The sequence below is a fragment of the Haloferax sp. s1 genome (assembly GCF_058382125.1).
On record NZ_JBZRPK010000149.1, the window covers coordinates 1 to 1,432 of the forward strand.

2 protein-coding genes are annotated in these 1,432 nt (G+C 61.3%); one reads left to right on the plus strand and one right to left on the minus strand.

From position 1 onward, the window contains the following. On the minus strand, positions 1 to 733 hold a 733-nt coding region (locus QT222_RS01120), incomplete at its 3' end, for an SDR family NAD(P)-dependent oxidoreductase (protein WP_491476027.1). Between the two features lie 339 nt (positions 734 to 1,072). Between QT222_RS01120 and QT222_RS01125 the strand changes: the two genes are divergently transcribed. Further along, a partial coding sequence (locus QT222_RS01125; RefSeq protein ID WP_491476028.1) for an HAD family hydrolase occupies positions 1,073 to 1,432 on the plus strand: 360 nt, incomplete at its 3' end.

The following is a 1,432-nucleotide window of genomic DNA, read 5'->3' on the forward strand; positions in this document are numbered from 1 at the left end:
CAGTCTCACCAATGACGTACGACGCGGCGGGACTGGCGAGGAACTGCGCGAGATCTGCTATCTCCTCGGTGGTTCCGATACGTCGCTGGACTTCCTCACGGTCGATGTCGTCGGCGCTGACGCCCATCTGGCGCTCGACGCCTGTTGTGGCAACGAATCCCGGTGCGATGCAGTTGACACGCACGTCGTCGCTGGCCCACTCGAACGCGAGCGTCGAGGTGAGATTGATGACGCCCGCCTTCGCCGCCCCGTAGTGGCTCATGTGGGGCGATCCCTTCTGTCCCGCGACGCTGGCCAGATTGATGACCGCACCTCCACCACCCTCGTGCATATGCTCGCCTGCGACCTGTGTACAGTGGTACGTCCCGTGGAGATTGATGTCCACAATGGTCTCCCATCCGTTCTCGCTGATGCCCTCAAAAGGAGCCATGAAACTCGCCCCGGCGTTATTGACCAGCACGTCGATACCACCGAACTCCTCGACGGTAACGTCAACGAGTGCCTCGACGGCGTCACGGTCAGTTACGTCGCACTCGACGGCAAGGGCGGTCCCCTCGCGGTCGCTCTCTTCGATACTATCGGCGACTGGTTCGACGTTCTCCAGTTCGCGCGAACAGACCACCACGTCCGCGCCGTCATCCGCGAACCGCTCTGCGATTTTCTTTCCGATACCACTGGACGAGCCCGTGACTATCGCAGTCTGACCGGCGACACTGAACTGTTCGGTCGTCATGCAACCCCCTCCGAGATGCGAGTGGACATTATCATTGTTAGCTTCAGTTCATAATTGCTGTCCTTTGTTAATAAATTTGGTGTAGTTTTTGCAATCGTTATCTTAATCTGAGGGAATAGACATCACGAACCATGGGCAAGTCAGCGTTCAGTGACAGAGCACGCTCCGGTAACGTCGCGGGACTCCACGATGAGTCGGTGGAGCGCCACGTCGACGACCCGGCGCTCGAAATGCACGAAGGGAAACCACCCGTGATCAGCTCTGGGACCGCTCGGTGTGGCCCCCGGACGGACGCTACGAACTCGGAGCCAGAACGGACGACCGAAACGAGGTCTAACCGTGGGAGATGACTGTCAGCGCTGGCGAGCCGTGTTCTGGGACATCGGGGGCGTTATCCTCGACATAGAGTCCGTCCGCGACGCCCATGAGGTGTTCCTTCGGCGTCTGGTCGAGACGCACGCGCCGGACACGCCGGTCGAGGACGCGATCCAAACGTGGCGAACCGCGGTCGGACGATACTTCAGCGAGCGCGAGGGAACGGAGTTCCGGCCGGCGCGGACTGCCTACGACCGCACTGTGGCCGAAATCGCTGGGGAGTCGATACCGGCGCCCGAGTGGCGGCCTGCCTTCGAGGCTGCGACGAGCGTGACGCTTCGACCGAACCCCGATGCCGTCGAGACGATCGACAGACTGGCGGAG